This is a genomic window from Bradyrhizobium mercantei, assembly GCF_001982635.1.
GTDB classification, from domain to species: Bacteria; Pseudomonadota; Alphaproteobacteria; order Rhizobiales; family Xanthobacteraceae; genus Bradyrhizobium; species Bradyrhizobium mercantei.
In genome coordinates this window covers 1,416,342-1,442,933 of sequence record NZ_MKFI01000001.1, presented here as the reverse complement: position 1 = coordinate 1,442,933, position 26,592 = coordinate 1,416,342, and the positions used below count along the sequence as shown (strand labels likewise).

27 protein-coding genes are annotated in these 26,592 nt (G+C 63.3%); 16 read left to right on the top strand and 11 right to left on the bottom strand.

The genetic code is table 11. The features are described 5' to 3' along the window. Positions 1-12 precede the first annotated feature (12 nt). Positions 13-1,110, bottom strand: coding sequence for an LLM class flavin-dependent oxidoreductase (locus tag BI327_RS06990; RefSeq protein ID WP_076858965.1), 1,098 nt, complete (start codon positions 1,108-1,110; stop codon positions 13-15). A gap of 168 nt (positions 1,111-1,278) precedes the next feature. Here BI327_RS06990 and BI327_RS06985 point away from each other — a divergent pair, with 168 nt between their 5' ends. The 8 genes from BI327_RS06985 to BI327_RS06950 all read left to right on the top strand — a co-directional run bounded on the left by BI327_RS06985 (position 1,279) and on the right by BI327_RS06950 (position 9,766). Beyond that, positions 1,279-2,160, top strand: a complete 882-nt coding sequence (locus BI327_RS06985; protein WP_076858964.1) for an FAD binding domain-containing protein — start codon at positions 1,279-1,281, stop codon at positions 2,158-2,160. Further along, a complete protein-coding gene (locus tag BI327_RS06980) occupies positions 2,157-2,642 on the top strand; it encodes a (2Fe-2S)-binding protein (protein WP_076858963.1) in 486 nt (161 codons plus the stop codon). The genes BI327_RS06985 and BI327_RS06980 overlap by 4 nt, the downstream gene beginning before the upstream one ends. Next, positions 2,639-5,026: a xanthine dehydrogenase family protein molybdopterin-binding subunit gene (locus BI327_RS06975; RefSeq protein WP_076858962.1), complete on the top strand. Its 2,388-nt coding sequence runs from the start codon at positions 2,639-2,641 to the stop codon at positions 5,024-5,026. The genes BI327_RS06980 and BI327_RS06975 overlap by 4 nt, the downstream gene beginning before the upstream one ends. 79 nt (positions 5,027-5,105) lie before the next feature. Next, the gene (locus tag BI327_RS06970) at positions 5,106-6,359 is read left to right on the top strand and encodes an ABC transporter substrate-binding protein (RefSeq protein WP_076858961.1); all 1,254 of its coding nucleotides are present in this window, start codon (positions 5,106-5,108) and stop codon (positions 6,357-6,359) included. 52 nt (positions 6,360-6,411) lie between these two features. Then, positions 6,412-7,296 carry a branched-chain amino acid ABC transporter permease gene (locus tag BI327_RS06965; RefSeq protein WP_076858960.1) on the top strand — a complete coding sequence of 295 codons (885 nt, stop codon included), beginning with the start codon at positions 6,412-6,414 and terminating at the stop codon, positions 7,294-7,296. Between the two features lie 7 nt (positions 7,297-7,303). Then, the gene (locus BI327_RS06960) at positions 7,304-8,290 is read left to right on the top strand and encodes a branched-chain amino acid ABC transporter permease (RefSeq protein ID WP_076858959.1); all 987 of its coding nucleotides are present in this window, start codon (positions 7,304-7,306) and stop codon (positions 8,288-8,290) included. Further along, on the top strand, positions 8,287-9,057 hold the full coding sequence (locus BI327_RS06955) for an ABC transporter ATP-binding protein (protein ID WP_076858958.1): 771 nt from the start codon (positions 8,287-8,289) through the stop codon (positions 9,055-9,057). Before BI327_RS06960 ends, BI327_RS06955 begins: the two co-directional genes overlap by 4 nt. A gap of 4 nt (positions 9,058-9,061) precedes the next feature. Then, on the top strand, positions 9,062-9,766 hold the full coding sequence (locus tag BI327_RS06950; protein ID WP_076859296.1) for an ABC transporter ATP-binding protein: 705 nt from the start codon (positions 9,062-9,064) through the stop codon (positions 9,764-9,766). Between the two features lie 13 nt (positions 9,767-9,779). On the opposite strand, the gene BI327_RS06945 is transcribed toward BI327_RS06950, so the two are convergent. After that, on the bottom strand, positions 9,780-11,129 hold the full coding sequence (locus tag BI327_RS06945) for a zinc-dependent alcohol dehydrogenase (protein WP_245334730.1): 1,350 nt from the start codon (positions 11,127-11,129) through the stop codon (positions 9,780-9,782). On the opposite strand from BI327_RS06945, the gene BI327_RS06940 reads away from it, so the two are divergent. The 7 genes from BI327_RS06940 (at position 11,128) to BI327_RS06910 (ending at position 17,143) form a co-directional block, all read left to right on the top strand. Then, a complete protein-coding gene (locus tag BI327_RS06940; protein ID WP_076858956.1) occupies positions 11,128-12,135 on the top strand; it encodes an ABC transporter substrate-binding protein in 1,008 nt (335 codons plus the stop codon). The two genes, BI327_RS06945 and BI327_RS06940, sit on opposite strands and share 2 nt — an antisense overlap. Positions 12,136-12,173: 38 nt before the next feature. Further along, positions 12,174-12,989, top strand: a complete 816-nt coding sequence (locus BI327_RS06935; RefSeq protein WP_076858955.1) for an ABC transporter permease — start codon at positions 12,174-12,176, stop codon at positions 12,987-12,989. Between the two features lie 4 nt (positions 12,990-12,993). Next, positions 12,994-13,779, top strand: a complete 786-nt coding sequence (locus BI327_RS06930) for an ABC transporter permease (protein WP_076858954.1) — start codon at positions 12,994-12,996, stop codon at positions 13,777-13,779. After that, positions 13,776-14,834: an ABC transporter ATP-binding protein gene (locus BI327_RS06925; protein ID WP_076858953.1), complete on the top strand. Its 1,059-nt coding sequence runs from the start codon at positions 13,776-13,778 to the stop codon at positions 14,832-14,834. Before BI327_RS06930 ends, BI327_RS06925 begins: the two co-directional genes overlap by 4 nt. 9 nt (positions 14,835-14,843) lie before the next feature. Further along, on the top strand, positions 14,844-15,683 hold the full coding sequence (locus BI327_RS06920) for a phosphodiesterase (RefSeq protein WP_076858952.1): 840 nt from the start codon (positions 14,844-14,846) through the stop codon (positions 15,681-15,683). 295 nt (positions 15,684-15,978) lie between these two features. Beyond that, on the top strand, positions 15,979-16,716 hold the full coding sequence (locus tag BI327_RS06915) for a Crp/Fnr family transcriptional regulator (RefSeq protein ID WP_076858951.1): 738 nt from the start codon (positions 15,979-15,981) through the stop codon (positions 16,714-16,716). 139 nt (positions 16,717-16,855) lie between these two features. Continuing rightward, on the top strand, positions 16,856-17,143 hold the full coding sequence (locus BI327_RS06910; protein WP_143271549.1) for a hypothetical protein: 288 nt from the start codon (positions 16,856-16,858) through the stop codon (positions 17,141-17,143). Positions 17,144-17,206: 63 nt separating this feature from the next. On the opposite strand, the gene BI327_RS06905 is transcribed toward BI327_RS06910, so the two are convergent. From BI327_RS06905 to BI327_RS06875, 7 genes are all read right to left on the bottom strand, one after another. Continuing rightward, positions 17,207-18,301, bottom strand: coding sequence for an amidohydrolase family protein (locus BI327_RS06905; RefSeq protein ID WP_076858949.1), 1,095 nt, complete (start codon positions 18,299-18,301; stop codon positions 17,207-17,209). Between the two features lie 103 nt (positions 18,302-18,404). Beyond that, positions 18,405-19,400, bottom strand: coding sequence for a Bug family tripartite tricarboxylate transporter substrate binding protein (locus BI327_RS06900; protein WP_076858948.1), 996 nt, complete (start codon positions 19,398-19,400; stop codon positions 18,405-18,407). Positions 19,401-19,426: 26 nt separating this feature from the next. Continuing rightward, positions 19,427-20,113: a cyclase family protein gene (locus BI327_RS06895; RefSeq protein ID WP_076858947.1), complete on the bottom strand. Its 687-nt coding sequence runs from the start codon at positions 20,111-20,113 to the stop codon at positions 19,427-19,429. 93 nt (positions 20,114-20,206) lie between these two features. Beyond that, entirely contained in the window at positions 20,207-21,502 is a 1,296-nt protein-coding gene (locus BI327_RS06890) for a TRAP transporter large permease (protein ID WP_076858946.1), read from the bottom strand. Between the two features lie 15 nt (positions 21,503-21,517). Then, positions 21,518-22,030 (bottom strand): TRAP transporter small permease, encoded by a 513-nt coding sequence (locus BI327_RS06885; protein WP_076858945.1) that lies wholly within the window; start codon positions 22,028-22,030, stop codon positions 21,518-21,520. Positions 22,031-22,071: 41 nt separating this feature from the next. After that, positions 22,072-23,097 carry a TRAP transporter substrate-binding protein gene (locus tag BI327_RS06880; RefSeq protein WP_245334729.1) on the bottom strand — a complete coding sequence of 342 codons (1,026 nt, stop codon included), beginning with the start codon at positions 23,095-23,097 and terminating at the stop codon, positions 22,072-22,074. Between the two features lie 39 nt (positions 23,098-23,136). Further along, entirely contained in the window at positions 23,137-23,871 is a 735-nt protein-coding gene (locus BI327_RS06875; RefSeq protein ID WP_076858943.1) for a GntR family transcriptional regulator, read from the bottom strand. A gap of 81 nt (positions 23,872-23,952) precedes the next feature. On the opposite strand from BI327_RS06875, the gene BI327_RS06870 reads away from it, so the two are divergent. Further along, positions 23,953-24,759, top strand: a complete 807-nt coding sequence (locus BI327_RS06870) for an SDR family NAD(P)-dependent oxidoreductase (protein WP_076858942.1) — start codon at positions 23,953-23,955, stop codon at positions 24,757-24,759. Here the strand turns inward: BI327_RS06870 and BI327_RS06865 are convergent, their stop codons facing one another. After that, positions 24,760-25,467, bottom strand: a complete 708-nt coding sequence (locus BI327_RS06865) for a molybdate ABC transporter substrate-binding protein (protein WP_076859294.1) — start codon at positions 25,465-25,467, stop codon at positions 24,760-24,762. It abuts the gene before it with no gap. A 38-nt stretch (positions 25,468-25,505) separates the two neighbouring features. Beyond that, positions 25,506-26,480 (bottom strand): Bug family tripartite tricarboxylate transporter substrate binding protein, encoded by a 975-nt coding sequence (locus BI327_RS06860; RefSeq protein WP_076858941.1) that lies wholly within the window; start codon positions 26,478-26,480, stop codon positions 25,506-25,508. Positions 26,481-26,592: the final 112 nt, after the last annotated feature.

The window sequence follows — 26,592 nt, the reverse complement described above, 5'->3', positions numbered from 1 at the left end:
AAACTCCCTAGATCACGCCAATGACCTTGCGCCGGCAGCATTGACGCGCGGCAAGACCTTCTCGGCCATCAGGATCATCGATTGACGGCCAAGTTCACGATCCTTCCAGTCCTTGCCGGCATAGAGCAAGGTTCCGAAGGTGCCGGTCTCTTCCTGGAACGCCAACAACTGATCGGCCACGCTGTCGGGCGTACCGTAGATGATCAACTTGTCGCAGATCGTCTCCAGAGTGACCTCGGCGTCGGGCTGGTCACGCCGTGTCTTGAACAATTCGAGCCGGCCGCCGCGCTTCAGCTTCGTGAACAGCTGGTGATAATAATACACATAGGGACTGTCGGGTGACGTGGCATAGGCCTTCGCGGTTGCTGCGTCGTTTGCCACGAACACGCTCTTGGCGACGCGCCAATTGGCAGGGTCGGCCACCCGGTTCACGCGCTCGCACCCCTCGACATATTTGGGCCAGTGGCTCTTCACCCAGGCCGGCATCAGGAAGTTTGCCGAGATCGGATCCCAGCCGCGTGCCGCGGCCTCGGTGACGCCCTTTGAGAACGGTGCGACCGCAGTGACCACGATCGGCGGGTGGGGGGCCTGCAAAGGGCGCGCTACGATCCCTTGGCCGATGTCCTCGATCAGCGTTCGCTTGACCGAGACGTTCCAGTATTTGCCTTGCAAATCATAGGGCGCCTTGCCGGCCCAGATATCGAGGACCTGGTTGATCGCCTCGAGGAACATGGCATTGCGGTCGGCATCAAGATTGCCGAAAACCTCGGCGTCGGACAGCAATCCGCCCGGGCTTATTCCAAGTATGAAGCGGCCATCGAGCATGTGATCAAGCATGGCGACGGATGCCGCGACCGCTGCCGGATGGGTGTTCGGCATGTTGATGGTGCCGGTTCCCAGCTTGATCTGCTTGGTTGCGGCTGCGAGCCAAGCGATGAAGGCGATGCTGGAGGTGATGTTCTCGGCTTTGTCGGTGACATGCTCGCCGACATACGCTTCGGTGAATCCAAGCTCATCCGCGAGCAGGAAGGCCTCACGATCTTCCCGAAGCGATTGCCGCCAATCCTTCTCGAGGGGGTGGATCGGCATCGTAAAGAATCCGAGCTTCAAGATCCGCCTCCCTGCGCGTTGAACTTTAGTTGGCGGGAAACCTGCGTCCTTCCCAGGGCGAAGACAAGCCCTGCCGCGCAAATAATCACTCGATAAACAAGCTTGACCTTTGAACAGGGCGGCCCTCTAATCGGGCAAACCAAAATTGGGCCGGGAGGCCACGCCCACATGAAAGCTGCGGCTTTCGCCTATGCCCGCGCGACCAGCGTCGTGAACGCGCTGGAGTTGCTTGCCGCGCATGGCGACAGGGCGAAGGTTCTGTCGGGTGGCCAGAGCCTGATGCCGGCGATGAACCTGCGGCTCCTGTCCCCGGACATTCTGGTCGATATCGGCGGCCTCGCCGAGTTGCGCGGGATCGCGGTAAGGGGAAACGTGCTGGTGGTCGGTGCGCTGACCCGGCATGTCGACATGCTCAGATCGCCGGAGATTGCGCTGCACGCGCCGCTGCTGCGGGATGCCGTTGCCCACGTTGCTCATCCCGCCATTCGCAATCGCGGAACGATTGGCGGTAGCCTGGCGCATGCAGATCCGGCGTCCGAACTGCCGCCCTGCGTTGTCGCACTTGACGCAACGGTCGTTATTCGCGGCCCGGCCGGCGAGCGCCGGATCGCTGCGACCGAATTTTTCAAGGGAATCTACGAAACCGCGTTGTCGCCGGATGAATTGCTCGTCGCGATCGAGCTGCCGGTCGCAGGCCAAGGTTCGACGTTCTTCTTCCAGGAGTACGCGCGGCGGCATGGTGACTACGCCATCGTCGGTCTCGCCGCGCGTGCTGTTGTCGCTGTCGGCGGATTCACGGATCTTCGGCTCGGCTTCTTTGCGGTTGGTGACCGGCCTCTGCTCGCAGCAGCGGCCGGCAAGCTGGTCAATGCATCCGTGACGCCCGCATTGCTGGCAGAAGCGGCGACAGCGCTGGCCGATGAACTCGACCCACAGGAGGACCAGCAGGCTACCGCGGCGATGCGCCGACACCTCGCCGCAGTCTTGCTCCGCCGCTGCGTCGCCGCGTTGCTCGCGAGGCCCGAGCTGGAAGCGGGAGCGGCTACGTGAGCGCTCCGGTATCGGTCTCGCTTCGGGTCAACGGCGAGCCCATCGATGCCCTTGTCTTGCCGCGGCTCAATCTCGCTGATTTCCTCCGCGAAAACCTCAAGCTGACCGGAACCCATGTCGGTTGCGAGCACGGCGTCTGTGGTGCCTGTACGGTCCGGATCGATGGCGAGATCGTTCGCTCCTGCCTGATGCTGACGGTCCAGGCGCAGGGCGCGTCGGTCGAGACAATCGAGGGGCTGTCGGACAGCGGTGAGATCGCCGATCTTCAGGCGGCATTTCGCGAACGCAATGCGTTGCAGTGCGGCTATTGCACGCCTGCGATGCTGATGACGGCGCAGGACCTACTGAAGCAGACGCTAGTTCCCGACCGTCAAACGATCCGCGAACATCTGTCCGGCAATTATTGCCGCTGCACCGGCTATCAGGCCATCGTGGACGCTGTCGAAGCGACAGCCAGGACGCGCGCGGAGCGGCCGGCATGACCGAGACCCGCGCGACAGATACGCTTTCGGTGCTCGATCGCCCGAATTCCTACATCGGCAAGACGGTGCCACGACCGAACCTCGACAGGTTGCTGCAAGGGCGCGGGCAATATGTCAGCGACCTGGAAATGCCGCGGATGGCGCACGTGGTCTTCCTGCGGTCGCCGCATGCCCACGCCAAAATCGTGATGATCGATGCCGACGCTGCGAAGCGCATGTCCGGCGTCATTTCCATCGTCACCGGTCGTGAGCTCGAGGCCGTCATCACGCCGTGGGTGGGTGTGCTCTCGCATCTGAAGGGATTGAAGTCGGCGCCGCAGCACGCGATCGCGGTCGACCGGGTCTGCTGGCAGGGTGAGGCTGTTGCCGCGATCGTCGCGACCAGCCGTGCTGCGGCTGAAGATGCCATGGAGCATATTGCCGTCGAATACGAGGAGCTCGAGGCGGTCACGGACATGTGCACGGCGCTCGATCCCGCGACCCCAGTCATTCACGCCTCGCTCGGTGACAATCTCGCCTTTGAACGGACGCTCGATGCCGGCGACGTCGACCGCGCATTGTCGGAGTCAGATGTCGTCGAGGCCGATTTCGTGTTCGGGCGCCACACCGGCGTGACGCTTGAACCGCGCGCCGTCGTCGCGGACTGGAATGCGGCCGAGGCGCGGCTCACGATCTATCAGGGCACGCAGGCGCCCCACATGGTGCAGAACATCGCAGCCCTGCATCTCGGATTGAGAGAGGCGCAGGTCCGGGTGGTTTGCAAGGACGTCGGCGGCTCGTTCGGCATCAAGGTCCATATCTACGCCGACGAGATGGCGACCTACGCGCTGTCCAAGCTGCTGCGGCGTCCGGTCAAATTCGTGGCTGACCGCGTCGAGAGCTTCAACACGGACATTCATGCCCGCGATCATCGATGCAGGGGGCGGATCGGCGTCAGGCCCGACGGCACCATCACGGCCTTCGAGATCGATGATCTCACGGGGATCGGTCCCTATTCGATGTATCCGCGCACCAGCGCCATTGAGGCCAATCAGGTGGTCAATCTGGTTGGTGGTCCGTATGTCACCCCGAACTATCGGGCGCGGGCGCGGGTCGTGTTCCAGAACAAGAACGTCATGTGCCAGTACCGGGCGGTTGGGCACCCGATCGCCTGTTCGGTCACCGAAGGCCTGGTCGACCTTGCCGCAGCAAGGATCGGCATGGACCCGGTCGAAATCCGCCGGCGCAATTTGATCGCCGACGATGCCTATCCCTGCGCATCCCCCTCGGGCATGAGGTTCGAGCAGCTCTCGCATCACGCCTCGTTGGCCAAGCTGCTGCAGATGATGGACTACGACGCGTTGCGTGCCGAGCAAGCGGCCTTGCGCGCCAGGAACGTCCACCGAGGCATCGGAATCGCCAGCTTCATCGAGGTGACCAACCCCAGCGCTGCTTTCTATGGGGTCGGCGGTGCGAAGATTTCCTCGCAGGATGGCGTTGCGGTTCGGCTCGACGCGCAAGGCTCGGTGATTTGCCAGACCAGCATCACGGAACAGGGACAAGGGTCGGAATCGCTGACGGCCCAGATCGTCGGCAGCGTGCTTGGTGTTTCGATGGAGCGGGTCCGGGTGATCCTGGGCGACACCGACAATACGCCCTACGGTGGCGGCACCTGGGCCTCGCGCGGAGCCGGAATCGGTGGCGAAGCCGCGTTGCAGGCTGCCAAGGCTCTGCGCCGGAATATTCTGGATGTCGCCGCAGCCATCCTGCAATCGACGCCGGCCGGGCTCGATATCGTCAACAACAGCATCGTCAACGCCGACGACGGTACGCCGCGCATCGAGCTGAACGAGCTGGCGCGGATCGTCTATTTTCGACCGGACACCCTTCCGCCGGGCATTCAGGCCGAGTTGATAGCGACGCGACATTTCGTTCCGCGCCAGTATCCCTTTGCGTTCACCAACGGCATTCAGGCCTCGTGGCTCGAGGTCGATGTAGAGACCGGATTCGTGACGCTGTTGAAGCATTGGGTTGTCGAAGACTGCGGCACCATCATCAACCCGCAACTGGTCGACGAGCAGATCCGGGGCGGAGTCGTGCAGGGGCTCGGCGCGGCGCTGTTCGAGAAGTGCATCTATGACGAGCGCGGTCAGCTGACCAACGCCAACATGGCGGACTATCTGGTCCCGATGTCGGGCGAGATGCCGGACATCGAGATCGGCCACGTGGTGTCTCCGACGCAGGAATCGGAGCTGGGAGCCAAAGGGGCGGGCGAGGCGGGGACGGCCGGTGCGGCGGCTGCGGTTGCCAACGCGGTCAACGACGCGCTCCGGCCGTTCGGCGCAATAATTACCGAGATTCCGCTGACGCCTCAGGTTATCCTGACGGCCTTGGGACGAATCTGAGGTGGAGACGTTCCGGGCAAAGACAATACGATAAGCAAAACACAGACACTGCACAGACAGTTCTTGGGGAGGAATAGTCATGACGAACAAGGTCACCAAAGCTGGATCGATATCGCGGCGTCGTCTGCTGACGACGGCAAGTGCCGGCGCCGTTCTTGCCGTCTCGCCTTTCCGCATCAATCTGGTGCGGGCGGAGGAAGCACCGATCAAGATCGGCTTCCCCGTTCCCTTGACCGGTCCGTATGGCGCCGAGGCCCAGGATCAGGTGCGTGCGGGGCAACTCGCCGTCGCCCAGTTCAATGATGCCGGTGGTCTCAACGGCCGCAAGGCCGAACTCGTCGTGCGGGACGACAAGCTCAATCCCGGTGAGGCGGCGACGCGGACCCTGGAGCTGGTCGAGAAGGAGAAGGTGAATTTCGTCGTCGGCAGTCTGTCGGCTGCGGTTCAGCTCGCGATCAACAATGTCACCAAGGAACGCGGCGTCATCTTCAATTCGATCAGCCAGTCCGACGCCATCAACGAGGCGGCGGACTTTAGCAAGTTCACGTTTCACGAAGCGCTGAATCCGCACATGACGTCGGGCGCGGTCGGCCGTTACGCCTTCACCAAGTTCGGCAAGAAGGTCGCATTCCTCACGGCGGATTACGCCTACGGCCACGAGATGGTGCGCGGCTTCCTCGAGGTCGGCAAGGAATTCAACATCGAGAACCTCGGTGACGTCCGTCATCCGCTGGGCACGACCGACTTCTCCACCCTGCTGCCCCGTCTCCAGGCGCTGAAGCCCGATATTCTCTGCATCAGCAATTTCGGCCGCGACCAGCAAATTGCGCTGAAACAGGCCACCGACTTCGGCATCAAGAAGTCCATCCAGATCATCGCACCGCTGCTGTCGCATGCCAGCCGCGTCGCGGCGGGTCCGCAGGCATTCGAGGGTGTCGTCGGCGGCTGCTCGTTCTACTGGGGTATCGAGGACAAGTTCGCCTCGACCAAGGCGTTCAACGATGCGTTCCGCAAGATGTATGACGGCAAGTTGCCGACCGACTACGGTGCCCTCGGCTATGGCGGTGTTCGGACCGTGCTCGAGGCGGTCAAGAGCGCCGGCAGCGTGGAGACCGACAAGGTCGTCGCGGCGCTGGAAGCCCTGAAGTACGACTACTACAAGGGCCCGCAATACTATCGCAAATGCGACCACCAATCGGTGCAATCGGTGCTCGTGATCAAGTCGAAGTCCAAGGACATGAAGAACGAGTCCGACGTGTTCGAGGTTCTGTCGACCGAAGAACCCAACGAGAAGAACCTGCGCAGCTGCGAAGCGCTCGGCCACAAGGCTTGAACTCGCGCGGCGGCGCGTGCCTCGGCGGCGCGCGCCGTATCCAGGAGGACAAATGGCGGGCCTGAGCTTTGACCTGATTGCGCTGCAATTGTTCGCCGGGCTGGCGCTCGGCGCCATCTATGTGCTGTTTGCGATCGGGCTCTCGCTGATCTTCGGGATGTTGACCGTCGTCAACTTCGCCCATGGTGCCTTCTACATGGTCGGCGCCTATGTCGGGCTCTATCTGATCTCGATCGGCGGCAATTTCTGGATCTGCCTGGTCGCCGTGCCGATCCTGATCGGCCTGTTCGGCCTCGCCGTCGAGCGCGTGCTGATCCGGCCGCTTTACGGCCGCGGCATCGACTATCCGCTGCTGCTGACCTTCGGGCTGAGCTACGTGATGGTCGAATGCGTACGCATCGCCTTTGGCAAGACCGGATATCCCTTCGATACGCCGGAGGTCCTTCAAGGCGCCGTCAACATCGGCGTCGGATACTTTCCGCTCTACCGCCTGTTCGTGATCGGGGCGACGGCCGTCGTGCTGCTGGCGCTTTGGCTGTTCCTGGAGAAGACCAGCTTCGGGCTCATCATTCGCGCCGGCGCGCGCGACCCGCAGATCGTCCGCGTCCTCGGGGTCGATGTGTCCCGGGTCTGGTTGATCGTGTTCGGGATAGGTACCGCGATCGCGGGCTTCGCCGGCCTGTTGGCTGCCCCGCTCCAGGGCGTCATCCCGGAGATGGGCGGCACGATCCTCGCCGAGGCCTTCGTGGTGACGGTCGTGGGAGGCATGGGGTCGATCGGCGGCGCCGTGCTGGCAGGGCTGCTGGTCGGCGTGGTGGTCAGCATGACGTCGCTGTTTGCGCCCGAGATGGCCAAGGTTTCGATCTTTGCCCTGATGGCGATCGTCCTGATCGTTCGTCCCCAGGGCTTCTTCGGCCGCGCCGGATTGATGAGCTGAGCCGGCCATGACCGACGCCACCGAATCCATCAAGGAGCCCCGCACCGCGACCGTCAGCTGGTACGAGTTCGCAACGCGGCACCGGGCCAGCATTGTGGCCGCGGTGATCCTGGTCTTTCCGCTGGTGATGCCGTTCACGGCGCTCGCCGTGAACATCCTGATCTACGGCTTGTACGCCCTCGGCTTCAACCTGGTGTTCGGCTATCTCGGTCTCCTGTCCTTTGGGCATGCGGCGCTGTTCGGGACGGGTGCGTACCTCTGTGGCATTGCCATCGTGCACTTCGGCTGGCCATGGTATGCGGCGATCGCGGCCGGGGTTGCGGGCGGTCTGCTGATGGCGCTGTTGATCGGCGTGCTCGCGATCAGGACCCGCGGCATCTACTTCGCCATGGTGACCATGGCGCTGTCGCAGTGTGTCTATTACCTGTTCTATCAGGCGGTCGACCTGACCGGCGGCGAAAACGGCCTCCGCGGCATCAACGTCCGCACCATCGATCTGTTCGGCCTGCGGATCGACTTCATCAATCCGATGATCCGGTACTACGTCATTGCGGCGTTCGTGATTGCCGCGTTCTTCGTGATGTCGCGCATTCTCGCCTCGCCATTTGGCGCCGTCATTGAAGCGGTTCGCGAGAACGAGACGCGTGCCCGCGCGTCGGGCTATGACGTGACCAAAACCCGATTGCTGACCTTCGTCTTGTCGGGCGGCTTCTGCGGCCTCGCGGGCGCGTTGCAGGCCCTGCATCTGTCGATCGTTCCGATCGAGATACTGCACTACGAGACGTCGGGCCTGGTCGTGATGATCGCTCTGCTGGGCGGCATGGGGACGTTCTTCGGGCCGATGATCGGCGCGGCGGTGTTCCTGGTGCTGGAGAACGTGGTCTCGGTGTGGACGGTTCACTGGCAGCTGATCGTAGGCGCCATCTTCATCGCTTGTGTGCTGTTCTTCCCGGCCGGAATCTGGGGCACGCTGATCGCGCGGAGCAGACGATGAGCGCCGCAGAGGGCCAATCGAAAGAAATCATTCTGCGCACCCGGGGCGTCGGCAAGACGTTCGGGAAGTTCGTCGCGCTCAACAATATCTCGGCCGAGTTCTCCAGGGGAGCGATCACCTCCATCATTGGTCCGAACGGGGCTGGAAAGAGCACCTATTTCAATTTGCTGTGCGGCGCCTTTCCTCCAACAAAGGGCAGTGTTGAATTCGAGGGCAAGGATGTCACCGGCCTGCCGCAGCATCGCTTTGCGCACATGGGGATCGCAAAATCGTTTCAGATCACCAGCGTGTTTCCCCAACTCACGACGCGAGAGAACATCCGGGTCGGCCTGCAGGCCCTGGTGTCGCGATACGACATCTGGCGCCCACGTGCGCGGTTGACCGAACTTGTCGAGCGGGCGGACGAACTGCTGGCGCTGGTCGGGCTGTGGGAGTCCCGGGAACGCGCGGCCAAGACGTTGGCGCATGGTGAGCAGCGGGCGCTGGAGATCGGCATGGCGCTTGCGAGCCAACCGCGTTTGCTGCTGCTGGACGAGCCGACGGCCGGCATGAGCCCGGAAGAAACCCGAACCATGATGGATCTGATCGTGAAGCTTGCAAAAGAGCGAACGGTCATCCTGGTCGAGCACAAGATGAAGCTGGTGCTCGGGATCAGCGATCGCATCCTCGTGCTGCACCACGGAGAGTTGCTGGCCGAGGGCACGCCACAGGAGGTCCGGCAGAACGAGGCGGTGAAGCGGGTCTATCTTGGCCAGCGGGAGCACTGACGGCATGCTGCAGATCAGCAAGCTCAATGCCTGGTATGGCGCAAGCCACGCGCTGCAGGACATCAGTCTCGAGGTCACGAAAGGCGAAATCGTCTGTCTGATCGGCCGCAACGGGGCCGGCAAGACGACGACGCTGAAGTCGATCATGGGGCTGATGGGGCGGGCGCGCGGCTCGGTCACCTTCAAGGGTGAGGAGCTGCTGCGCCAGCCGGCGCATGTGCGCTTCGCGTTGGGACTGGCCTACGTGCCGGAGGAGCGGCGGATTGTGCAGGGCCTGACCGTGCGGGAGAATCTGCGGCTCGGGCTGGTCGCATCGAGGGAGAAGAAGCGGGAAGCCGAGCTGGTCGACGAAATCGCCGTGATTTTCCCGCGATTGGCCGAGCGCATGGACCAGGAGGCCGTCACGATGTCCGGCGGGGAGCAGCAGATGCTGGCGATCGCGCGGGCGATGATCGCAAAGCCCGACCTGATCATGCTGGATGAACCCTCGGAGGGCATCATGCCGGTGCTGGTCGACGAGATGTTCGAGCTGTTCCGCAGCATGAAGGCGCAGGGGACGACGGTTCTGCTGGTCGAGCAGAACGTTGAGCTCGCGCTTGGTATCGCCGATCGAGCCTACGTGCTGGATCAGGGGTCGGTGGTGCACCAGGCGTCGGCGCAAGCGTTGCTGGCCGATGACGAGATCAAGGAGCGCTATTGTTCGGTGTGAACGGGACGCTCGTCTATTCCGCGGCGCTCGCGATCATCGCGTCGGCCCTGCGATTGGTGACAACGACCTTGATCGCGTCATCGACGCGGTCCCGAGCATATCTGAGTGCCGTCGGCAGATCACCCAGCGGAAACGTATGCGTGTGGATCCTGGTGGCGTCGAACCGCTTGGCTGCCATCAATTCCATGGCGCGGTGAGTTGCGCTGCGGCCTTCGCCGCGGATCCCATAAGCGTAGATGTTGTTTCGAACGAGGTGGGCGATGTCCAGCGTCGCGGCCTCATGAGGGAAGGCGGCCAGACAGATCTTGCCGCCGCGATTGGTCATGTGAATGGCCTGGTTGAGTGTCGCTTCGGTGCCGGCACATTCGAGGACATAGTCTGCACCGATCCCCCCTGTTAGTTGCTTCACGACCTCGACGGCGTCTTCGTCGTTGATGTTGATGACGCGGTCGGCCCCCAGCTCCCCGCCGATCGCCAGCCGCTTGTTGCGCGTTCCGGTCAGGATGACCGGGCTTGCGCCAAGCGCCTTGGCCACAGCAACTGCGAGAAGTCCGATCGGCCCCGGGCCGATCACCACGACACTCTCGCCGGCCACCAATCCCCCCAACTCCGTCAAGCCATACATCGATGTCCCGGCCGTCACCACGAGCGTCGCTTCAGCGTCGCTCATGGTGTCCGGTACGCGCGCCAGCGTGTTGATGTGGTTGATCGCGTATTCCGCGAATCCGCCGTCAGTCGTAAAGCCGTTGGCGCGGTGACCCTTTTCCGGCTTTCCATAGTTGAGGCAGGACGTGTACATGCCCTGACGGCAGCGTTTGCATTGGCCGCAACCGGCGTGGATCTCGACGCTGACCCGTTCGCCGATCCTGAACTCGTCGACGTCGGGGCCGAGCGCGGCAACCGTGCCCATGTATTCGTGCCCCGGCGTGAAGTTCTTGTTGAAGGGCGCGCCGCCCTGAATGCTGGCCGGCGATCCGGCATGGATGATCTCGAGATCGGTGGCGCAGATCGCAACCGCATCGATGCGGACCAGCACCTCGGCACGCGATGGCACCGGCGTCGGCTTTTCGCGGAGCTGGAGCTGGTCGGGGTCACCAAGGACCCAGGCTTTCATCAGGTCGGGGACGGGAAGATCGGGCGATGTTTTGACGCCGGGCGGCTGGTACATGGGCGCTTCCTCTCTTGGTTGATAGCCTAGCGCGAAACGACCGGCCCTCGCGAGCATCCGCTCGTTGGCGTCGGGGGCCGCTGCATTTGCTGCACGGCAGCAAGCGCGTCGCAAAACCTTCATACGCGGCCTATACTTGGTCGCCCGGTTGATGTTGAAATCCGCATTGCATCCTCCCAGACCGGAGCCTCCCATGAAGACCGTTCGCCTTGTCCTAGCGTTGCTGGCGCTGACGCTGATCGCGCCGTGGCAATCCGCCAGGGCGGCGGACGTGATCTGCTACAATTGCCCGCCGGAATGGGCGGATTGGGCCTCGATGCTGAAGGCGATCAAGGCGGACCTCAACTACGACATCCCGCATGACAACAAGAATTCCGGCCAGGCGCTTGCCCAGATCCTGGCCGAGAAGAGCAATCCGGTCGGCGACATCGGCTATTTCGGCGTCACCTTCGGCATGAAGGCCAAGGCCCAGGACGCGCTCGAGCCCTACAAGCCGGCGCATTGGGACCAGGTCCCCGCCGGCCTCAAGGATCCCGATGGCTACTGGACCACGATCCACTCCGGAACGCTCGGCCTGTTCGTGAACAAGGACGCGCTCGGCGGCAAGCCGGTGCCGGCCTGCTGGAAGGACCTCCTGAAGCCCGACTACAAGGGGATGGTCGGCTACCTCGATCCGTCGTCGGCGGCCGTCGGCTATGTCGGCGCGGTTGCCGTCAATCTGGCGCTGGGCGGCTCGCCCACCAATTTCGATCCGGCGATCACCTTCTTCAAGGAATTGCGCAAGAACGATCCGATCGTGCCCAAGCAGACGTCGTATGCCCGCGTCGTCTCCGGTGAGATGCCGATCCTGTTCGACTACGACTTCAACGCCTACCGCGCGAAATATTCGGAGAAGGGCAACTTCGAGTTCGTGATTCCCTGCGAGGGGTCGGTGGTGTTTCCCTATGTCGTCGGTCTCGTGAAGAACGCGCCCGACAAGGAGAAGGCCAAGAAGGTGATGGACTATCTCTTGTCCGACAAGGGGCAGGCGATCTGGACCAATGCCTATCTGCGGCCGGCCCGCCCGATCGAACTGCCGGCTGCCGTGAAGGGCAAATTCCTCCCCGACAGCGACTACGCCCGCGCCAAGAGCGTCGACTGGGGCGAGATGGAAAACGTGCAAAAAGCCTTCGTCGACCGCTATCTCGCCGAGGTTCGCTGAGGCAATATGGTGCCCCTTGCTGGGGCACCATTCTTCCGATGTCGCAAAAATCCTTCGTCTGGCTCTGCCTGCTGCCGCTTGCGGTCGTGACCACGGCATTCTTCCTGCTGCCGATGGCGCGCCTCGTGGTCGCTGGCGCCGAGGGGCCGCACGGGCTCGCCGGATATCTCGCGATCCTGACCGAAGGCCGCTATCGCGCGACGCTGATCAACACCGTGCTGCTGGCGGCGGCAACCACCATCGTCACCCTGATCGTGGCGACGATCGCCGGAATGTTTCTGCAACGGCACCGCTTTCCCGGGCGGGCCGTGCTGATCGCGATGCTGACCTTTCCGTTGGCGTTTCCCGGCGTGGTGGTCGGCTTCATGATCATCCTGCTGGCAGGGCGCCAAGGGCTGATCGGCGATCTTTCGAACCGGATCTTCGGCGAGAAGTTCGTGTTCGCCTATTCGATCTACGGGCTCTTCCTGGGCTATCTCTACTTCTCGATCCCGCGCGTGATCCTCACCATCATGGCGGCGGTGCAGAAGCTCGATGTCGGTCTGGAGGAAGCCGCGCGTTCGCTTGGCGCCAGCCCCTGGGCGGTCCAGCGTGACGTCGTGCTGCCGGCGCTGGCGCCGGCATTCGTCGCGTCCGGCGCGATCGCGTTTGCAACTGCGATGGGCGCTTTCGGTACCGCCTTCACGCTGGCGACGAACATCGACGTGCTGCCGATGCTGATCTACACCGAGTTCACGCTGGCCGCCAATTTCGCGACGTCCGCGGCGCTGTCGGTCGGGCTCGGCCTGATCACCTGGCTCATCCTGGCGCTCGCCCGCACGTTCAGCGGCAGCGCCGTCGCGGCGGCCGGGTGAAAGCATGCGCGATCGCCTGATCTTCGCCAGCCAGTTCGTCTTCACGCTGCTCGTCGCGGCATTCCTGGTGGTGCCCGCAGGGCTTTCGATCTCCGCCGGCGTCACCGTCAATTATTTCCGCGGCATCCAGTCCGGCGTGACGCTGCAATGGGTCGCGCAGGTCTGGGAGCTCTATGCCGGCACCATTCTGCTCTCCTTCGTGATCGCCTTCGCGACGCTCGCCGTCACGCTGCTTGCGGGTGTTCCCGCAGCCTACGCCCTTCATACCCGCGGAGGCCGGCTTGCCCGGATCGTCGAGGAGATCATCACGCTGCCTTTGGCGATCCCCGGGCTTGCGATCGCGCTGGCGCTGTTGCTCGCCTATGGCAGCTTCGGCGATTTCCGCCGGTCCTGGCTGTTCATCCTGGTCGGCCACGTGATCTTCACCATGCCGTTCATGGTGCGGTCGGTGATGGCGGTGTTTGCCACCGTGGACATCAGGACGCTCGACGAGGGCGCCGCCTCGCTGGGCGCCTCGCCGTGGCGGCGTTTCTGCGATGTGATCGTGCCCAATGCGCTGCCGGGAATTCTGGCCGGCGCGCTGATGGTGGTGACGCTCTCGCTCGGCGAATTCAATCTGACCTGGATGCTGCATACGCCATTGACGAAGACATTGCCGATCGGGCTCGCCGACAGCTACGCCTCGATGCGGCTCGAGGTGGCCTCGGCCTACACGCTGATCTTCTTCGTGATGATCATTCCGCTGCTGGTTGCGATGCAGCTCTTGGCCGACAGGGATCAAAAGCGATGAGTACGGCGGGGCACGGTGCAGCGGTTCGGATCGAGGCCTGCGGCAAAACCTTTGCCGACGGCACGCGCGCGCTGGATCCCGCAACGCTCGACATCGCGCGCGGCGAGACGCTGGTGCTGCTTGGCCCATCCGGCTGCGGCAAGACGACGATGCTGCGCATCATCGCGGGCCTTGAATTGCCGGATGCCGGCGGCAGGGTCCTGTTTGACGGCAAGGACATGACCACGGTCCCGATCGAGCGGCGCAATGTCGGGATGGTGTTCCAGTCTTACGCCCTGTTCCCCAACATGACGGTGGCGGACAATATCGCCTACGGGCTGAAGATCCGTGGCGTTGCCAAGAGCGAACGCGCCGCGCGCGTCGCCGAGCTGGTGGCGCTCACCAACATCACGGGATTGGAGAACCGCCGCATCGACCAGCTTTCGGGCGGCCAGCGGCAGCGCGTGGCATTGGCGCGTGCCGTCGCAATCCGGCCCGGAATATTGCTGCTCGACGAGCCCCTGACAGCTCTTGACGCCGCCCTGCGGGACCGGCTGCGGAGCGAGCTCAACCGGCTGTTGCGAGCGCTTGGAATCACGGCGATCTATGTCACGCACGATCAGGCCGAAGCGATGGAATTGGGCGACCGGATTGTCGTGATGCGGAAAGGTGCGATCGCGCAGATCGGCACGCCGCGCGAGGTCTATTTCGCGCCGAAGGATCGCTTCGTGGCGGAATTCATCGGAGCGGCCAACATCGTCGAAGCTCCGATCGAGAGCGGCGTCATGATGCTGCCCGGCGGACGGCTGCCGATCGAGGGAAGCGCGACGGCTGCGAATGCGACCGTGATGATCCGTCCCGAAACCATTCGTGTGACGGACGCCGGGGCAGGGCCGCTCTCGGGCATTGTCGATTCCGTCAGTTTCATCGGCGACCGGCAGCGCATTGTCGTGAGCGGCGCATCGAGCAAGCCGCTCAATGTCGACGTGCCCAACACAATTCAAGCCAAAGTCGGTGATCGAATAGGGCTTTCGATCGCGGCCGACGCTGTTCGTCTTCTGCCTTCCGAACCCTGAGATTGATCGATGCCGTCGAAACCGGTCCTCATCGCCCAGATATCCGACCTCCACATCAAGCCGCCGGGCGCGTTGGCCTATGGCCGGGTCGATACCGCCAAGGCGCTCGAACGCTGTGTGGCCGCGCTCAATGCATTCGAGCCGGCACCCGATTTCGTCGTCATCTCGGGCGACCTCGTCGATACGCCGTCGGTCGAGGAATACGATTATCTCAAGCAACTGCTCGCGCCGCTGCGCATCCCGTTTGCCGGCGTTCCCGGCAATCACGACTCGCGTGAGTGGATGCGCGCCGCGTTTCCCGCCGCGCCCTATGTTCGCGCAACGGGACCGCTCGACCAGAAGATCGAGGTCAATGGCGTTGATCTGCTGCTGCTTGATTCAAGCGTTGCCGGCAAGCCGCACGGCATGCTCGAAGAGCCCACGCTGCAATGGCTGGACGCGGCGCTGGCGGCGGCAGTTGACCGGCCGGCGCTGCTTTTCCTGCATCACCCGCCCTTCAAGGGCGGCATCTGGCATATGGACCGGCAGGACCTTTTCAATGCCGACGAGTTGGCCGCAATCGTCAGGCGTCATCCGCGGGTGCGGTTGATCGGCTGCGGGCACGTCCACCGGGCCATGCTGACGACCTTTGCCGGGATTCCCGTGACCTTGTGCCCGGCGCCGAACCATGCGGTCGACCTCGATCTCGGGCAGCTCCGCGAACCATCGTTCAAGGTGGAACCGGCTGCGTTCCACTTGCACACATGGTTTCCCGGCCAGGATTTTGGGCAGTTGGTCACGCACCACGTCCCGATCGGTCAGTTTGACGGGCCGCACCCGTTCTTTGGGCCGGACGGAAAGCTGCTGTGAGTTGGCGGCGTTGACCCCTCACGCAGATGGGTTTTCGCCAGGCGAGATGGGCGTGGCCGGCCCGGATATTCCGGATCACGGACAGCCCGATACCTTACAATTGCGCGTTGCATAGGCACGAATTTATTCCAAATTGTACCTTGGATGCCCTCTATCCGTTTTGGCCGGCCCGGACCTTTGTTGCTGTAGGCCCCCGGCGGGGCTATAGTCCTCTCTGCTTTCATTGAGCGATGGCTTTGTCGGTGTCCGCTTTGCTGGCGGCCGATTGAACGCAACACAATCAGTCTGGATCACGATGACCGGTGCGCCGCCCATAGAACGAACTGCCGGCGCACCGTCGTTTACGAACAACAAGCTGTCGGTGCTGCGCAAGCATCCTTACTTCGCCGATCTCGAGCCCGAGGCATTCGATCAGCTCTGCCGCTACGCCAAGCACACCACGCTGAAGCGGGGCACGACGATCTTTTCCAAGGGCGATCCGGGCACCAGCCTGATTGCGGTGATCTCGGGCACGGTGAAGATCAGCATCTCGTCGCCGGATGGTCGCAACGCGATCCTGAACCTGATCGAGGCGGGAGAGATCTTCGGCGAGATCGCGCTGCTTGACGGCCTGTCGCGGACGGCGGACGCCACCGCCAACACCAATTGCGAGCTGTTCGTCATCGACCGTCGCGAGTTCATTCCGTTCGTGCGCAGCCAGCCGACGCTGGCGATGAAGTTCATCGAGCTGCTGTGCGCGAGGTTGCGCTGGACCAGCGATCAGGTCGAGCAGGTGATCCTGCAGGATCTGCCCGGCCGCCTCGCGAGCGCGCTGCTGCGCCTCAGCGACAAGCACAAGCCCCAGGGGCGCACCATCTCGATCACCCAGCAGGAGATCAGCGAGATGGTCGGCATGACCCGCGAGAGCATCAACAAGCAGCTCCGCGCCTGGGCCACGCGCGGCTGGGTCCGGCTCGAGCATGGCGCGATCGTCGTGCTGAAGCCGGAGTCGCTGCAAGCGCTGGTCGACGCCGGCGCCGACGACGGCGAGTAGTCGCTTCCGGCTGCCCCGGTCAGACCCGCATTTCACGATACGGTGAGCCGGACAAAGCCTGTGAAACCATTCACATCGGCCTTGCGTGCCCTGCGGTAAGTGACCCCTGGTGGATCACGTCCGCAAGGTGGAGGAATCCATGCAGGATTCGTTCGACAACCGACAGCAGGATCCAGACAGCAACCAAGATCCGGAGAGCAACTACGAGAGCTTCAGTATCAAGCTGATCGCTTTGCCGGTGCTGGTGATCGTTGCGTTGATCGGAGTGCTGGTCAGTCACCCGGCCGCGGTCCAATGGATATCGGACGCGGCGCAGGCGGAGTTCGCCGGGACTGAAGCCGTCTACGCCGATCCAGTGCCCAACGTCGCGCAGGTGGCACCAACGGCCCAGCCGCGCAATGAGATCCGGACGGTGAAGGCCTATTGATCGACGTCGCGCACCAAGGCGCCACGTCGACGATTCATATCGTCCAACGGTCCGCCGCCATCCTCACGCGGCAACACCGAGCAGCCTTGCTGCGGTCCGGCCGAGAATGTTGGCCTTGTCGTCGTCGCTCAGCGACGCGCAGGCGAAGATGTGATCGACCGGCGCCAGTTGCCATGGATAGGGATAGTCGCTTCCCAGCACGATCTGGCCGGCGCCGACCTGGGCGGCGAGATGCCGGATCGCCTCGGGCGTGAAGATCAGCGAGTCGAAATAGATCTGCTTGAGGTATTCCGTCGGCGCCTTCTGCAGCTTGATCTCCGCATTGCATCCCTTGGGTCCGACCAGGCAGGGATGGTCCGAGCGATCGGCATAGGATGGGAGGTAGCCGCCGCCATGCGCGGCGATGATCTTCAATCCCGGGAATCGGTCGAGCGTGCCCTCGAAGATCAAATGCGAGAGCGCGATCGTTGTCTCGAGCGGATTGCCGATCGTGTTGCCGAGCCAGCCATTGCCGGAGAGCCGCTTGCCGAGCTCGGGCACGCCCTGCGGATGGATGAACAGGGGGACACCGAGTTCCTCGGCCTTCGCCCAAACGGGGTGAAACCTAGAATCGGAGAATTCGACGCCGTCGACGACACCGCCGATCGCCGCACCCTTCAGCCCCTGCTTCTTGACCGCGGTCTCGAGCTCCTGAACCGCAAGGTCCGGGGCCTGCAATGTCAGCGAGGCGAAGGCTGCGAAGCGGTCGGGCTTCGAGGCGCAGAGTTCGGCGAGCTTTTCATTCTGGATTTTGACGATCTTGCCGGCCAGATCGCGATCGCGGTCATACCAGAACGGATTGATCGAGAGCACCTCCATGTCGACGGCCTGCGCGTCCATCGCGGCCAGGCGTTTGTCGATCTCGACGAAGGCCTCCGCGGCGCCGTTGACCGGCGGCAGTTGATATTTCCCGGCATCGGCGCCGAGCAGGGCGCCGGCCTCGCGGAAGTGGCAATGCGAATGAATGTCTATCGTCTTGATGCGATTGCCGTCGACGGTGACCGGCAATTTCTGGCGCGATTGCTGCGCATTCGCGTTGTGGACCATCCCGCAGCCGCAGAACACGATTCCCGCCGCCGCATTCGCTCCCGCTTTCAGGAAATCCCGCCTTGTGGTCATGACGATCGCCTCCCTGTCTTTTTGTTATGGAGCGGCGAGCGTAGGGATGCCGGCTAGTGGTCGCAAGATCACACGCTGTGCGTGTCGCGCAATGTTGATCTGCTTAAACCGGCTTGATCCCGGCCTTTGCGATGATGTCGCGCCATTTCGGAACTTCGTCCGCGATCCGCTTGCGCATGCCGTCAGGGCCGTTCGCAAGCACCTCGAAGCCGTCATTGCGCAGCTGCTCGGCGATCTTCGGCCGCTTCAGGATCTCGATCGATTTCGCCGACAGCAATTCGACGACGGAGGAGGGCGTTTTCGCGGGTGCGAGGAAGCCCTGGAAGGTGTCGGAGACGAAATCCTTGTAGCCGAGCTCGATCATGGTCGGCACGTCCTGCAAGTCGAACCACCGACGGGTTCCGGTGACGGCGAGCGCTTTCAATGCGCCCGACTCGATGTGCGGATGCGCAGGCGGCAGCGCGGCGAATGCGACCTGGGTGGTTCCGCTCAGGATCGCCTGGATGGCGGGACCCGCGCCCGAGAATGGCACATGCGTCATCTGGATCCGGCCCATGATCTTGAACAGCTCGCCGGCAAGATGCGGCGTCGTCCCGAGGCCTGGGCTCGCATAGTTCAACTCGTCCGGGTTGGCCTTGGCACGTGCGACCAGGTCGGCGATCGAATTGATGGCGAGCTTCGGATTGACCAGGATCACGTTCGGCGACGTGCCAAGCTCGGCGATCGGCGCAAAATCCTTGTCGGGATCGTATGGGATCCTGGCGTAAAGACCCGGGTTGACGACATAGGCACTCGACGTGATCAGGAGGGTATAGCCGTCGGGCTCGGCATGCGCGGCGATGCCGATGCCGATATTGCCGCCGCCGCCGGGACGGTTCTCGACCACGATGGTGCCGCCGAGCGCTTCGCCAAGATGGGTGCCGAGGATGCGGGCCATGATATCGGTCGGGCCGCCCGGCGCGAACGGCACGATGATCTTGGTTGGGCGTTCCGGATAGCCGGCGGCCTTGGCCCCTCCGGTAAGGTTGGCAACCGCGAGCACGCCACCGGCCTTCAGGACCGAACGACGCGAGGGAAGGGCGGATCTGCTTCCTGTCATCGGAGCTCCCTCATCCGCATCGTGCGTTAGAGGTCGAATACCGCGATCGCGCGGATCGGTGACGCGGTGCCGTCGCGCCATTTCATGGGCAGGCCGATGAAGGTGAACTGCCCCTCGCCAAGCAGCGCTTCGAGATTGCACAGGCTTTCGATATGGGTGATGTCGAGATCGAGGCAGGCTTTGTGGACCAGCAGGTTCTCGTCGCTGTCGGTACCGGGCCGCATCGAGTCGATGCCGAAATGAACGATGCCTTGTTTCGCCAGCCACTCGGTGGCCGCGACATTCACGCCGGCATTGTCGGTCGAATATTCCTTGCGCGGAAAGGTTCGCGCGTGATGGCCGGTGCAGAGCAGCACGGTGCCGCCCTTTGGGATCGGCCGTCCGGCGGCCTTCACGGCCGTATCGAGGTCGGACGGCGTGATCTCGGCACGCGGCGCAATGTGGCGCAGGTCGAGACAGATGCCCGGCACAATGCACTTCTCCAGCGGATATTCATTGATCGGGATGCCGCTGGGGCCGAAATGCCGGGGCGCGTCAATGTGGGTTCCTCCGTGGTCGGGCATCGAGATGAACATCGATGCCAAGCCATAGACGTTTCGCGACTCCGCCAGGGCTTCCTCGTGGTTCTTCCACATCCCGTGCATGATCGGCGGATGGCCGGGATAGCTCGGTGTGCGGTGATAGAGCTCGCGGCTCAGGTCGATGATCCTCACGACGGGTGCCCTTTCTTGACGGAGCTGGCGCAGGCGCGCTTCTGCGGATCATGCTGACGCGTTTGCCGTGCGCGCGCAAGATGCCGCTTGCCCTCAGTGCAGAACTTGAAGCTGTCGCGGCAGCCATAGCGAGATTTCCGGCAGATACGTCACGCACATCAGGACGAACAACATCACCGCGTAGAACGGCCAGATCTTGCGCATGACCTGCTCGATCGTGACCTTGCCGACCGCGCAGCCGACGAACAGGATCGCGCCGACCGGCGGATGGCACAGGCCGATGCCGAGATTGAGCAGCATGATCATGCCGAAATGCACGGGGTCGACGCCGAAGTTCTTCATGACCGGCAGCAGGATCGGCGTCGCGATCAGGATCGACGGTGCCATGTCGACGAGTGTGCCGAGCACCAGCAGCAACACGTTGATCAGGAGCAGGATGACGTACTTGTTATCTGATATCGACAGGAAGAACGCGGTCATCTTGGCGGGCATCTGCGTCAGCGCCATGATGTAGCCGACGCTGGAGGCGCAGGCGATCAGCGTCATCACCATTGCGACGGTGCGCAGCGTGCGATGCAGCAGCACCGGCAGATCGCGCCAGCGATAGTCGCGATAGATGAACATGGTCACGAAGAAGGCCCAGATGCAGGCGATTGCGCCGGCTTCGATTGCAGTGAAGATGCCGCCCAGAATGCCGCCCAGGATGATCACGAGCGTGATGAGGCCCCAGGACGCATCGATGGCAATGCGTATCGCGTCCTTGGCCGGAACGGTCTGGCCGTGCGGGTGCTTCTCGCGATAGGCGACAGCGAGGCACAAAACGATCAGCGAAAAGCCGAGCAGCAGCCCCGGGAATACGCCGGCCATGAAGAGGGCGCTGATCGAGATCGTTCCGCCCGTCGCAAGCGAATAGAGCACCGCATTGTGGCTCGGCGGCACCAGCAGGGCCTGAACCGACGAGGTGATCGTCAGGTTGGTCGCGAACACCCGCGGATAGCCGTTCTTTTCCATTTGCGGGATCATCACCGAACCGATCGCGGATGTATCGGCGACGGCCGATCCCGAGATGCCGCTCAGGAAGGTCGTCGCGAGCACGTTGACGATCGAAAGGCCGCCGCGCAGACGGGTCAGTCCAACCAGCACGTCGGCAAACGCGACCAGGCGGCGAGCCATGCCGCCCTCGGCCATGATCGCGCCGGCCAGCACGAAAAACGGGATGGTCAGCATCGCGACCTTGCTGACGCCGTCGGAGATCTTCAGCATCACCGCTTCGAGGGGAATGCCGATCCACAAGGCGCCGACGATGGCCGCCATCGCCAGCGAGTAGGCGATCGGCATGCCGATCAGGAAGCAGAACAGCATGGTCGTGAGCAGAATGGAGATGTCCATGGCGGCTTCTCGCGGTCAGTCGATCGATGCTTCGCGATGCGCACCGATCGGATCGGGTGGCGCACCGAGAAAAATTCGTTCGATGATGAACAGCAGTAGGCAGGCGCCGCCGATCGGAATCGGAAGATAGGTGACGCCGACCGAAAGCGACGGGAAGTCGGCGATCGTGTTGTACCAGGTCACCTCCACCAGCCGAGTGCCCCAGATCATCATGAACAGCGCGATCAGCCCCATCAGCAGCTGGACGAGGAGGTCGACGAGGTTGCGGAGCGAATCGGGCAGCTTGCCGGCGAAATAGCCGACGTTCATATGCAGATTGAGCCGATATCCGGCGGCCGCACCGATGAACGTCACGACGATGGTGAGCAAGACCGCGAGTGGTTCGGGCCAGGACGCGGCGCTGTTCAGCACATAACGGGTGAACACCGCCCAGGGGATGACTGCTGAAATCAGGATCAGCGCGGCAGAGCCCGTGATGACGCAGGCAAGGTACAGATAGTCCATCGCGCGGCGATATGATCCGGCCATGTCATGTCCTGTAGGATGTCGATTTCCCGTGCGGCGCCGCGTCAGGCAGACTGGACCCGTCCGATCATGTCCTGGTATTTCGGGCCGTATTTATCCCATACCGGCTTGACCGCGCTCTGGAAGGGCGCCTTGTCGGCAATCTCGATGATCTCGCACCCGGCGGCTTTCGCTTTCTCCATCGCCTGCTGCTCGTAGATGTTCCAGAGCCCGCGCTCTTCCATCTGGGCCTCGCGGGCAAGCTTCCTGATCAGCGTCTGGTCATCGGCTGTCAGCGCGGACCAGGCCCGCTTCGAGAACACCAGCAATTCGGGAACGATCAAGTGCTCGGTGAGCGAGAAGTGCTTCGCTGCGGTGTAGTGATTGCTGAAGACGTAGCTCGGTGGATTGTTCTCGGCGCCGTCGATGACGCCGGTCTGCAACGCGCTAAACACCTGGTCGTAACCCATCGCGATGCCGTTGCCGCCGAGCGCGTTCATCATGTCGATGAAGATCGGATTGCCGATGACGCGAAACTTGAGGCCCTTGATGTCGGCGATGGTCTTGATCGCGTGCTTGGTGTTGTAGAGGCTGCGCGCGCCGGAATTCATCCAGCACAATGCGACCAGTCCGGCGTTCGGGCTCGCGGTGATCTTGTCCAGCAGCTCCTGGCCGATCGGGCCGTCCATCATCCGGTCGGCATGCGCCATGTTCTTGAACAGGAAGGGCATGTTGACGACGTTGATGTCGTCGACGATGGGACCGATCGAGCCCGCGCTGACGCGCAGCATCTGGATTGCGCCGATCTGGGTCTGCTCGATGGTTTCCTTCTCACCGCCGAGCTGCATCGAGGGGAACATCTGGAGCGACAGCCGGCCATTGGTCGCCGCCGCCAGCTTCTTGCCGAGATTTTCCGTCGCCACCACGGTCGGGTAGCCCGGCGGCTGCACGTCGGATGCCTTGAAGACGGCTTTCGTCTGGGCCAGCGCCGGCGATGTCGCTGCCACCGCGCCGAGGCCGGCCCCCATCCGCATGAGATCGCGACGGCTGAGCCCCGCAACGCGGCGCTGTGATCGGCGTGCATGATCCATGGCGTTTCCTTCCAGCAGTTTTTGGTCCGGATCGCTCGACTAGTTGAGCTGGTCGAAAAACTCCGGATTGTTGTGTTTGGTGGTGCCGATGTCGGCCAGCAGCCGGTCCAGGTGCTTGACCATCGCGCTTGCCGCAGATGGCGCATCGCGTGCATCGATCGCGGCCATGATGACCTCGTGTTCGGCGATCACTTCGGCCATTCGCCCGCGCTGCGGCAGCGTGAGACGCCGGAATCGATCGACGTGAACCTTGACCTGCAGGATCAGCCTCCAGATGCCCGGGTAACCCGCGATGTCGGCGATGGCGGCATGAAAGGCCTCGTCGGCCTGATGGAACGCCTCGCGATCTCCGGCCGCATCGGCCTCACGCTGGCGCGCGAGGATGGAATGCAAGCCAAGGAGCTGGCTCTTGCTCGCGCGTTCAGTGGCCATGCGGGTCGTGGTTTCCTCCAGCGACCTCCGGACGATGATCGCCTCGGGCAGCGCCGCGAGCGGGATGCGCGACACGAAGATGCCGGATTGCGGGAAGATTTCCACCAGGCCCTCATCCGACAGGCGGAGGATGGCTTCGCGCACGGGCGTCCGGCTCACGCCGTAGGACATCGCGATCTCGGCTTCGAGGATCGGGTCACCCGGCTTGCGCTGCAACGAGACGAGTTCGGCGCGCAGCTCGGCATAGATGCGCGCGGCGGCAGTCGCAGTACGAGGGCGGCCGCTCCGCCTGTGGCCAGCGGGGTTGCGGAACTCGGACTTTCTCGGCGCGCGGTCGGGCATTCTTGCTCTCGAAACTGATATATTAGTATATGAAATCGCCATGGAAGGCAAACGAGCGTCACTCGTATCCCGGGAGGTCACATGACCGACTACCGCAAGCTATTCGATCTCACCGGCAAGACTGCCGTCGTGCTGGGAGCAGCGTCGGGGATCGGCAAATCATCGGCCGAGGCGCTGGCCTCACTCGGTGCGCGCGTGCTCTGTGCCGATCGAACCCAGGAAGGCGCGGATGCGACGGCTGCTGCAATCCGGCAGCAGGGTCGGGCAGCAACGTCAGCCAGTTGCGATGCGGCGGATCGCGCCGATGTCGAGGCATTGGCCGCGAAGGCGCTGGCGGGACTCCAGCGCATCGACATCGCGGTGACGACGCCGGGGCTGAATATCCGCAAGACCATTCTCGATTACACCGACGAGGATCTCGATCGCGTCATCAATCTCAACATCAAGGGCACGGTCTGGTTCTTCCAGGCATTCGGCCGCATCATGGTCGAGCAGCGCGGCGGCAGCCTGATTGCCTGCTCCTCGGTGCGCGCCGTGACCATCGAGCCGGGGCTCGCGGTCTATGGCTCGACCAAGGCTGCGATCGGTCTTCTGGTTAAGGGCTTCGCGTCCGAGGTCGGGCGATCGGGTGTTCGCGTCAACGCGATCGCGCCAAGCATCGCCGAGACCGCGCTGACAGGCCCGTTCAAGCAGCGGCCCGACATCTACAATCTCTATGCCGGCCACACCGTGTTCAATCGCTGGAGCAGCGCCGACGAGGTCGCCACCGCCGTCGCCTACCTCGCATCGGACGCGGCGAGCTATGTCAGCGGCAGCACGCTGTTTGTCGACGGCGGCTGGACTGCGGTCGATGGACCGCCGACGGGTCTCACCCAGTTGGCGCGTTAGCTACCGGGGCAGCCCGGAGACAAAGCCAGCCTGACTACGTAGTTCGGATGCGTCCGGCGACGTCAGCAGCGCGATCAGCCGTTGCGCCTGCGATGCCGACGATGCCCGCGCCGGGATGGCGGCCGTGTACATGGTCGCGAGCCCGCATCCTGCCGGCAGGGTGCCCGACAGCACGACGCCCTTGGTGCTGATGATCTCGGTCGATTGTGTGCAGCCGATCGGCCGCTGGTCACGCGACTCCGCCAGATGCCGCATCGCCGTCGCGCCGTTCGGAAAGATTCTCAGCCGATCGGCGACGACATCAGCGATGCCGAGTTGCGCCAGCACCTTGGCGACGTGAATTCCGGCCGTCGATGCCTTGGTGTCAGGCACGAAGATCGCGTCCGCCGCGAGCAGCGCTGCGCGCAGGCCGGCCGCATCGTCCGCCTTTGCGAGCGGATCGCGCGCGCGGACCGCAAGCGCGGTTTCAACCCGGCCGATGTCGGTGATCGAGCTGCGCACAACCAGCCCCTCGTCGGCCAGCTTCGCGATCAAGGCGGCGGTCAGGATGACGATGTCGGTCGGAGCGCCCGCGCGGAGCTTGTCGGCCATGGCGCCGACCGCACCAAAATCCCCGGCAATGCCGAGACCGGTTTCGGCTTCAAACGCCGGTGCAAGGCTGCGCACCAGGCCTTGCGCCGCGCCGCCACTCAGGATGTTCAACATCATGCGCATTGTTCCATCGGCAGGGGACCCGCATTGCTTGGTTATTGAGGCTTGTCCAGCCTCTTGACGACGTCTGCCCACTTCACGATATCGGCGCGCAGGAATTTGTCGAATTCGTCCGGCGTCATTGTCATGGGCACCGCGCCCTGCGCGGCCCAGAGCTTCTCGACCTCAGGCCGCTTGATCGCAGCGTTCACGGCCGCGTTGAGCTTGTCGATGATCGGCTTCGGCGTACCCATTGGTGCCATCAGGCCGAGCCAGATCGTGGCCTCATAGCCGGCAACGCCGGCCTCGGTCACTGTTGGAACGTTAGGCAGCACTGCGGAGCGGGTCTTGCCGGTCGTCGCGAGCGCGCGCACCTGGTTCTCGGCAACATTCGGTGCCATCGCCGGTACGGCATCGATCATCATCTGAACCTGGCCGCCGATGACGCCGCTGCGCGCTTCACCACTGTTGCGATAGGGCACATGCACGACGTCGATCCCGGCCATGGCTTTGAACAATTCGCCGGCCATGTGATACGGCGTGCCCTGGCCTGACGAAGCGTAGTTCAGCTTTCCGGGTTGCGCCTTTGCGAGTGCGATGAATTCCAGCAGCGTCTTCGCCGGCACCGCGGGGTGGACCACGATCACGAGGTCCGACGTGTTCAGGGACGCGACCGGCGCCAGGTCGCGCATCAGCTCGTATTTGCGCTGCGGCACCAGTGATTCGTTCGCGGTCTGGGTGTTCGACATCATCAGAAGCGTGTAGCCATCGGCCGGCGCCTTCGCGACCTCGAGGGTGCCGATCACGCCGCCGGCGCCGGTCCGGTTCTCGACCACGAAGGGCTGGCCGAGGTTTTCCTGCAGGATGCTGCCGATCTGCCGCGCAACGACATCGGCCGGACCGCCGGGGCCGAAGGGAACGATGATCCTGACCGGCCGTGCGGGGTAGTCCTCGGCGCCCGCGTGCGAGACTGAGATCGATACGGTCAGCAAAACAGCGACAAATACAAAGGCGCACCGAAATCCCGCCATTGATCGTCTCCCCCAACTTTAGTCTTCTTTCTTGGTCAGAACTCTAGCTGCAACCTGAAGCATCTGTCGACGACAGTTACCGTCTTCGCGCATCGGAATAAGGGCGTAGGGA